We start from the raw sequence: 6,538 nt of genomic DNA, 5'->3' as shown, positions 1-6,538 counted from the left end.
AGCAAACCTATATGGAGGAGGGCTTTCCTCTCGACACCAAGCCTGCGGCTATGGTGCGGGTCTCCAGCCCGAAAATTTAGTGACGAGGGGGCAGAGGTAAGGCCGAGGGTTGGGCAACGGTCAAATCAGGGAAAGGGGGAGCTGAGGTTTTGCTTTCCCCGTCGTGCAGCAACACATATAAAGCAAACACATATAAAGCAAGGGATCACCAACGACGTCAACGGCAAGGCAATCTCGAATGAGCTACGGACTTCTACAGCACTTCCCTTTGCCTCTCTTCATCGCTGGAGCCCTTCCGAGTTCAGCCGCCTAGCTAAGCTTTTGAATAGGATCGATACGGGGATCCAGGATTTTCTGTTGACCGATAGCGGGAAACCTCACCGCAATCGTGACCCGTTCACCACTGCCGAACACATGGGTAATCTGGCCTTGTCCGAATTGGGGATGTTGCAAACGATCTCCAATCGCCCACTGTTCTGAACGGCTTTGGCGGCGATTGGGCCTGGCCTTGGGTGCATCTGAAAGGGACAGTCCACTGCCGTGGGAGAGCTGTCGAGAAACGGCTCCGCGTCTGTCGAATTCGATTAACTCTTGGGGCAGTTCACTTAAAAATACCGAAGGAATAGCTGGTTCGCGGTTGCCGTAGAGCATCCTTTCCCTGGCGTGGCTGATATACAACTGCTCACGGGCACGGGTAATGCCCACGTAGCAAAGGCGTCGCTCTTCTTCCAAAGCAGCGGGATCCTCCAAAGCCCGGAAATTGGGAAACAGACCCTGCTCTACCCCCACCAAGAACACAACAGGAAACTCCAAACCTTTGGAAGAGTGCAACGTCATTAGCGAAACTTTCTCAGCGCCTTCCTGAAGGTTATCTAAGTCGGAAGCCAAAGACACATTGCTCAAAAAAGCCTCAAGGCTGGGATCCTCCTGTTCTTCCTCGAATTGGCGAGCGGCATTGTAAAGTTCCATCACGTTGGCCGCTCTTTCTTCGGCTTCGTCTGTACCCTGCGCCTTGAGATCCTCCAAATAACCGGAATCCCGCAGCAGCCCTTCGATAAGGGTGGCGGCTGAGGTTTGAGAAGCCTGTCGATGCCAGTGCTGAATCAACTGAGCAAACTGAATGACAGGCTTAGCCGAACGACCCACCAAGCTACTTACAGAGGTTTCGTCGCTGAGAATTGCCCACAAAGGCACGTTTAGAGCAGCCGCCGCTTCGGTCAGCTTGTCCAGAGTAGATTTGCCGATGCCACGGCGCGGCACGTTAATAATTCGCAGCAGGCTAAAGGAGTCGGCAGGGTTAGCCACAACCCGTAAATAGGCTAGGACATCCTTAATTTCTTTGCGGTCGTAAAATCGCAGTCCGCCTACCACGGTGTAAGGGATCCCCCACCGCAGCAAGACCTCTTCAAAAGGACGGGATTGAGCGTTGGTACGGTAGAGAATGGCAAAATCTCCCCAGGAAAAAGCATTGGCATTTTGGCCGTGTAATCGTCGGATGGTATTGACGACAAACTCGGCCTCTGCAATCTCATCATCCGCCTGATGAAGAAAAATCGGATTTCCTTGCTGACGGGTTGGCCTGAGAACTTTATCAATGCGCTCTGTATTTTTCTCGATGAGAGCGTTAGCTGCCTGCAGAATGGTAGCTGTAGAGCGATAGTTCTCCTCCAGCTTGATCATGGTGCGGGTATCATCATCCGGGAGACCATCTCCAAAGGTCTCTTGAAACTCCAGCAAAATGGTAAAATCTGCCCCGCGAAACCGATAGATGCTTTGATCGGCATCTCCCACCACAAAGATCGATCGGTTTCTCCAATCCAACCGAGATCTGCAGGTCTCGCCGTTGGTGGCCAACAGACGAATCAACTCATACTGAGTGCGGTTGGTGTCTTGGTATTCATCCACCAAAATGTGTCGAAATCGTTGGTGCCAGTAAGCCAACACCTGCTCGTTTTGTCGAAAAAGCTGCACTGGTATCCAAATCAAGTTATCAAAGTCCAGAGCATTGTTGGCTGCCAGTTGGTCTTCATAGATTTCGTAAACTTGGGCGATGGTACGGCCACGGAAGTTGGGCTGATTGCGCTCCAGGTCGGCAGGAGTCCAACCTTGGTTTTTGGCATTGCTAATGGCGTAGCGTACCGACCTTGGGTCAAACTTGCGCTCATCCAAGTTCAGTTGCTTGGTTACAATCTCCTTCACCAGAGATTGGGCATCTGATTCATCGAAGATCGAGAAGTGGCGAGTCCACTTGCGCCCCTTGGGATCCTGATATTTTTCGATCTCCAGGCGCAGGATCTGGGCAAATAAGCTGTGGAAAGTGCCGATCCAAAGGGGTTTAATCAGCCGATGGTAAACGCTGGATTTCAGCCGGGTGACTTGGGCTGGCTCCAATTGCTCCAGCGGGATCCCAAATTGTTCTTGAGCTTCTTGTTCGGCAAAGAGCTGCTCAATGCGCTCTTTCATCTCACGGGCGGCCTTGTTGGTGAAGGTCACGGCCAAAATTTCTCCTGGATCCACCCGATAGTGGCGAACCAGGTAGGCAATGCGGTGGGTGAGGGCGCGCGTCTTGCCGGAACCTGCCCCCGCCACCACCAGCAGCGGGCCACAAAAGTGTTGCACCGCTTGCCGTTGAGAAGGGTTGAGGGCATCCAGCAAAGAGGCGTGAGTCATGGCCAGCAAACCAGAAACTGCCTTCCATTATGGGCACCAACCCAATGGGGATGAGAAGCCCAGAGGGCATTTTGGAGCACCAAAGATGAAGATCGGTTAAGATTTGGCCGGCCCGCTCCAGAGCTCCCCGCCATGAACCGAGTGCTGTCCTGCTGCTGTGCCCCGGCTAACCGCTGCTGGCTTTGCGTTCAAAAGAGACTTGTGGCTTTGGGGTTTGCCACCCTTGCCCTGCTTTCTCAAGGTGCGTTCGATCCCGCCCAAGCTGGCAACTGCCCCAGCAACGGCAACCCCAAAACATCTCTTGACCTCAAGGTGGAAAGCGTTTCTGGGGATCGGCTTGACCTAAGTCGGTATGAGGGCATTCAAGCGTTGATCTTGACCAACAGCCAAACCCGCTCGCAATCGGAAGCCCTCTCCAAAAGTTTGGCCCTGGAGTTTGGGCAAAACCCTCGGCTGCGCCAGATCGTGCTGGTGGATGGCAGGGGGCTGCTGCTGGTGCGCCACTTGGTTTTGCAGGCCATCCGGGAGAGTGTACCGACGGATCCCCGCCTGGTTTCTCCGTTTGTGTATGTCTCGGTCGATTTTGAGGGAGCAACCATCCAGAAGCTGCAAAAAATAGCCGCTGCAGCTTTGCCTGGGATCAATTTTCGCCGCCAGGCTGTTTTGTTGCTGTTGGACGGCCAGGGAACTCTTCTGAGCGGATTTGCCGACTTGGAGCAATCCAACCTCAGCATTCGCCGGTGCATTCGCACCCTCATGGGATAGTCCCACTTCCCTTTCACACCGGCAACGCCTCTCCTCTGCTGCTCTGGCCCAAGCCATTAAACTGGTCATACCGGTCATGTTGAAGCTTTGAGTCAACCGGTCGAACGACGGCTCTCTGTTCGCGGGATCCCATGCGCCGCCAGCTCAAAACTTTGAACCAAATCCTCGATTACAAGCTTGCCAACTTGCGGCTGTTTGGCCGAGCCGAGCTGAAGGGGCCTGTTCTCAACGTGCTGCTGGAACGGCTGCCAGGCGATGTGGTGGATACCCTGCAGGTGATGGAGGTGGTGCGCAGTGCGGTGGAAGCCTCTCTGCTGCAAGGGTTGCGCAAGGTCAACGTTTACCTTTGGTGCCGCGGACAAACTGAAGAAGCGCCGGAGTGGAGCGAAAGCTTTGCTGTAGAGCCATTGGTCTTGGCCCACCCCAAGGAGCTCCGAAGCCTTGCTTTCAGCTATCGACAAGACTATCCCGGCATGCGGGTGCTGTTTTTCTGCCTGGGCCTTTGTCTGGGCGGCTTTTACCTGTTGGGGGGCTGGGAGCAGACAGGTTGGATCGATTGGATCCCCGTAGGACTGGCCTTCGCCTTGGGGGTGATCTTCCCCTGGCTCAAACGCTCCCTCAGCCAGTTTGTACACCCTCTATTTCTCCGCCTTGGCCTGGGCTTGGGCTTGGTCTTATTGGGCCTGGCAGTGGCGCTGATCTGGCGGCAGGGCTGGAGCGTTGCCTATGGGCTCCTCGGCCTCCTGGCCATCCTCCTGTTGGGTCTGGGAGCCTAGTTCTCAACCGGCAGTGGTGCCGCTGAAGACGTGTAGGGCAGGGCCGGTCATCCACACGTGCTGTGTGCTCGGATCCCAGCGAATTTCCAGATTTCCTCCCGGCAGTTCTACTGTAGCTTGCGATTCTGCGCGCTCCTCCAAAACAGCAGCCACCAAAACAGCACAGGCACCCGTCCCACAAGCCAGCGTTGCCCCTGCTCCCCGCTCCCAAACCCGTAGGCGCAGACGAGTCGGGCTGAGCACCTGCACAAATTCGGTGTTGGTGCGCTCAGGAAAGGCCGGATGATGCTCAAACAGGGGGCCCACAGCTGCCAAGTCCAGCTCCTCCAGGGATCCCTCTTCTTCCAGGAAGACCACACAATGGGGGTTGCCCATGCTCACCGCCGTCACCCGCCACTCTCGCCCGGCCACTGCAAGCGGCTGCCGAATGACCTTCTCATCCGGTTCGACCAGGGTGGTGGGGATCTGCTTGGCCAAAAGGCGAGGGATCCCCATGTCCACCGTGACCAGCCCATCTGCCCGCACCTGCGGCACGATTCGCCCCGCCAAGGTGTGGATCTGGTAGGCGCCATCCCGACCTGGGATCCCCAAGTCCTGCAGAAAGCGAGCCAAACAGCGGATCCCATTGCCGCACATCTCCGCCTCGGAACCGTCGCTGTTGAAGAGGCGCATGCTAAAGTCCGCCCCCTCCTGCCCTGGCAGCAGGAAAATAACCCCATCGGCTCCTACCCCAAAGCGGCGATTGCAAAGGGCGACGGCCTCTTCCGGGCTCAAGCAGGGTTGAGACTGCCAGCGGTTGTCCACCAAGATAAAATCGTTCCCCAACCCCTGGTACTTGTGAAAGGAGAGACGGGGGGTCAACCGAGCAGACATTTACCCAGATATCCCAACGACAGGCCTTAATCCTCGTGCATCTCGTAGGGATCCTGCAAGTCCTTGGAAGGGGGGCCAAAGGCCGTGTAGATGGCAAACGCAGTGATGCAGATGGTAACTGCCGCAATCGCCACAATCAGGGAAAAGGTGGGCTCCATATCGTTGTCTTTGATCCTGAGAGTATTCGACTACAGTATTACACAAGTTTACAATTCATTGCCCAAGACAAAAAGGTTCGGCCAGATTCTGATAGCGTGATTTTAAAAGGCGGCTGCTTTGGCGGTGCTGAGCACCAGGGATCCGCCTTCGAGCCTGCTATCTTCGACTTCGTCAACGTGTTCGGTTTCTAAGCGAGAACCTATGGCCATTCGTACCAAACTGGGCGATCTGCTGCGTCCTCTCAACTCGGAATACGGCAAAGTGGCTCCCGGCTGGGGCACCACGCCCCTGATGGCGGTCTTCATGGCCCTATTCGCCGTCTTTTTGTTGATTATCCTGCAGATCTACAACAAGTCGCTGCTTTTGGAAGACATTAACGTCTCCTGGGAGAGCCTCAGCTTTTGAGTTCCCCAGCCCTACTCTGGAGAAAATCCCCGTCCCGCCAGACGGTTGCAAGCGGGATCAAGGCAGCTCCTCTTCTCCTCCGAGCCGATGCCTTCAGGGTGCTGGCTCCAGGCGCAGCAGGGATCCATTCGGGGCGTCCGTCAACAGGTAAAGGAGTCCATCCGGCCCCTGCCGCACATCGCGAATGCGGCCCACCGCCCCCTCTAAGAGACGCTCTTCTGCCACCACGCGCTCTCCATCCAGTACCAGACGGGCCAAGTGTTGCCCGGCCAGCGCCCCCACAAACAGGTTGCCCCGCCATTCTGGGAAAGCCTCTCCCGTGTAGAAAGTCATGCCAGAAGGAGCGATAGAGGGCGTCCAGTGCAGCAGAGGGGAAGCCAAGCCGGGAGCTGCCGCCAGTCCTTGGCCGACGGGTTCTCCCGTATATTCTCGACCGTGGGTGATTAGGGGCCAGCCGTAGTTGACGCCGGGGGCCAAGATGTTGATCTCGTCCCCACCCTGCGGCCCATGTTCATGGGACCAAATTGCCCCTGTTTCAGGGTGGCGGGCCATTCCCTGAATGTTGCGGTGGCCATAGGTAAAAGTTTCCGGCAAAGCCCCTGCTTGGCCGACAAATGGGTTGTCCGCCGGGATCCCTCCTGAATCAGTGACGCGCAACACCTTGCCGGCAGCATCCCCCAGATCCTGGGCCCGATGCCGCTCTCCGCGGTCGCCGGTGCTGATGTAGAGAAATCCCTGTTCATCAAAGGCCAGGCGGGAGCCAAAGTGCTGTTGAGCGGGGGTCTTGCGCTCCATGTCGAAAATCACCTCCAGATCCTGGAGTCCCTTCTCCCCCAAGCGGGCCCGCGCCACTCGGGTTCCCCCGCCGCCCGGCCCAGGAGCGGCATAGG

At 56.6% G+C, this 6,538-nt stretch carries 7 protein-coding genes; 3 read left to right on the top strand and 4 right to left on the bottom strand.

Annotated features, from left to right (window positions below; all coding sequences use genetic code 11):
* Positions 1-309: 309 nt before the first annotated feature.
* A complete protein-coding gene (pcrA, locus tag NW815_RS12070; protein ID WP_414416061.1) occupies positions 310-2,670 on the bottom strand; it encodes a DNA helicase PcrA in 2,361 nt (786 codons plus the stop codon).
* A gap of 132 nt (positions 2,671-2,802) precedes the next feature.
* Here pcrA and NW815_RS12065 point away from each other — a divergent pair, with 132 nt between their 5' ends.
* Positions 2,803-3,435, top strand: a complete 633-nt coding sequence (locus tag NW815_RS12065; RefSeq protein ID WP_414387901.1) for a hypothetical protein — start codon at positions 2,803-2,805, stop codon at positions 3,433-3,435.
* 131 nt (positions 3,436-3,566) lie between these two features.
* Entirely contained in the window at positions 3,567-4,211 is a 645-nt protein-coding gene (locus NW815_RS12060) for a hypothetical protein (protein WP_414387902.1), read from the top strand.
* 3 nt (positions 4,212-4,214) lie between these two features.
* On the opposite strand, the gene dapF is transcribed toward NW815_RS12060, so the two are convergent.
* Positions 4,215-5,084 carry a diaminopimelate epimerase gene (gene dapF / locus NW815_RS12055; RefSeq protein ID WP_041436430.1) on the bottom strand — a complete coding sequence of 290 codons (870 nt, stop codon included), beginning with the start codon at positions 5,082-5,084 and terminating at the stop codon, positions 4,215-4,217.
* Between the two features lie 26 nt (positions 5,085-5,110).
* Positions 5,111-5,242 (bottom strand): photosystem II reaction center protein PsbN, encoded by a 132-nt coding sequence (gene psbN / locus NW815_RS12050; protein WP_011432995.1) that lies wholly within the window; start codon positions 5,240-5,242, stop codon positions 5,111-5,113.
* Positions 5,243-5,444: 202 nt separating this feature from the next.
* On the opposite strand from psbN, the gene psbH reads away from it, so the two are divergent.
* Positions 5,445-5,648, top strand: coding sequence for a photosystem II reaction center phosphoprotein PsbH (gene psbH / locus NW815_RS12045; RefSeq protein ID WP_414331336.1), 204 nt, complete (start codon positions 5,445-5,447; stop codon positions 5,646-5,648).
* 93 nt (positions 5,649-5,741) lie between these two features.
* On the opposite strand, the gene NW815_RS12040 is transcribed toward psbH, so the two are convergent.
* Positions 5,742-6,538 (bottom strand): PQQ-dependent sugar dehydrogenase (locus NW815_RS12040; RefSeq protein WP_414416060.1); only part of this gene is annotated, 797 nt, incomplete at its 5' end.

This window comes from Synechococcus sp. R6-7, assembly GCF_047461695.1.
Classification (GTDB): domain Bacteria; phylum Cyanobacteriota; class Cyanobacteriia; order Thermostichales; family Thermostichaceae; genus Thermostichus.
Note: the sequence above shows the minus strand (reverse complement) of the source record. Positions and strands in the feature narration are given on the sequence as shown.

What these genes read in the sequence shown, in the direction of transcription:
- pcrA (WP_414416061.1), bottom strand. Translation starts at nt 2,670, where the DNA reads ATGACTCACGCCTCTTTGCTGGATGCCCTCAACCCTTCTCAACGGCAA.
- NW815_RS12065 (WP_414387901.1), top strand. Translation starts at nt 2,803, where the DNA reads ATGAACCGAGTGCTGTCCTGCTGCTGTGCCCCGGCTAACCGCTGCTGG.
- NW815_RS12060 (WP_414387902.1), top strand. Translation starts at nt 3,567, where the DNA reads ATGCGCCGCCAGCTCAAAACTTTGAACCAAATCCTCGATTACAAGCTT.
- dapF (WP_041436430.1), bottom strand. Translation starts at nt 5,084, where the DNA reads ATGTCTGCTCGGTTGACCCCCCGTCTCTCCTTTCACAAGTACCAGGGG.
- psbN (WP_011432995.1), bottom strand. Translation starts at nt 5,242, where the DNA reads ATGGAGCCCACCTTTTCCCTGATTGTGGCGATTGCGGCAGTTACCATC.
- psbH (WP_414331336.1), top strand. Translation starts at nt 5,445, where the DNA reads ATGGCCATTCGTACCAAACTGGGCGATCTGCTGCGTCCTCTCAACTCG.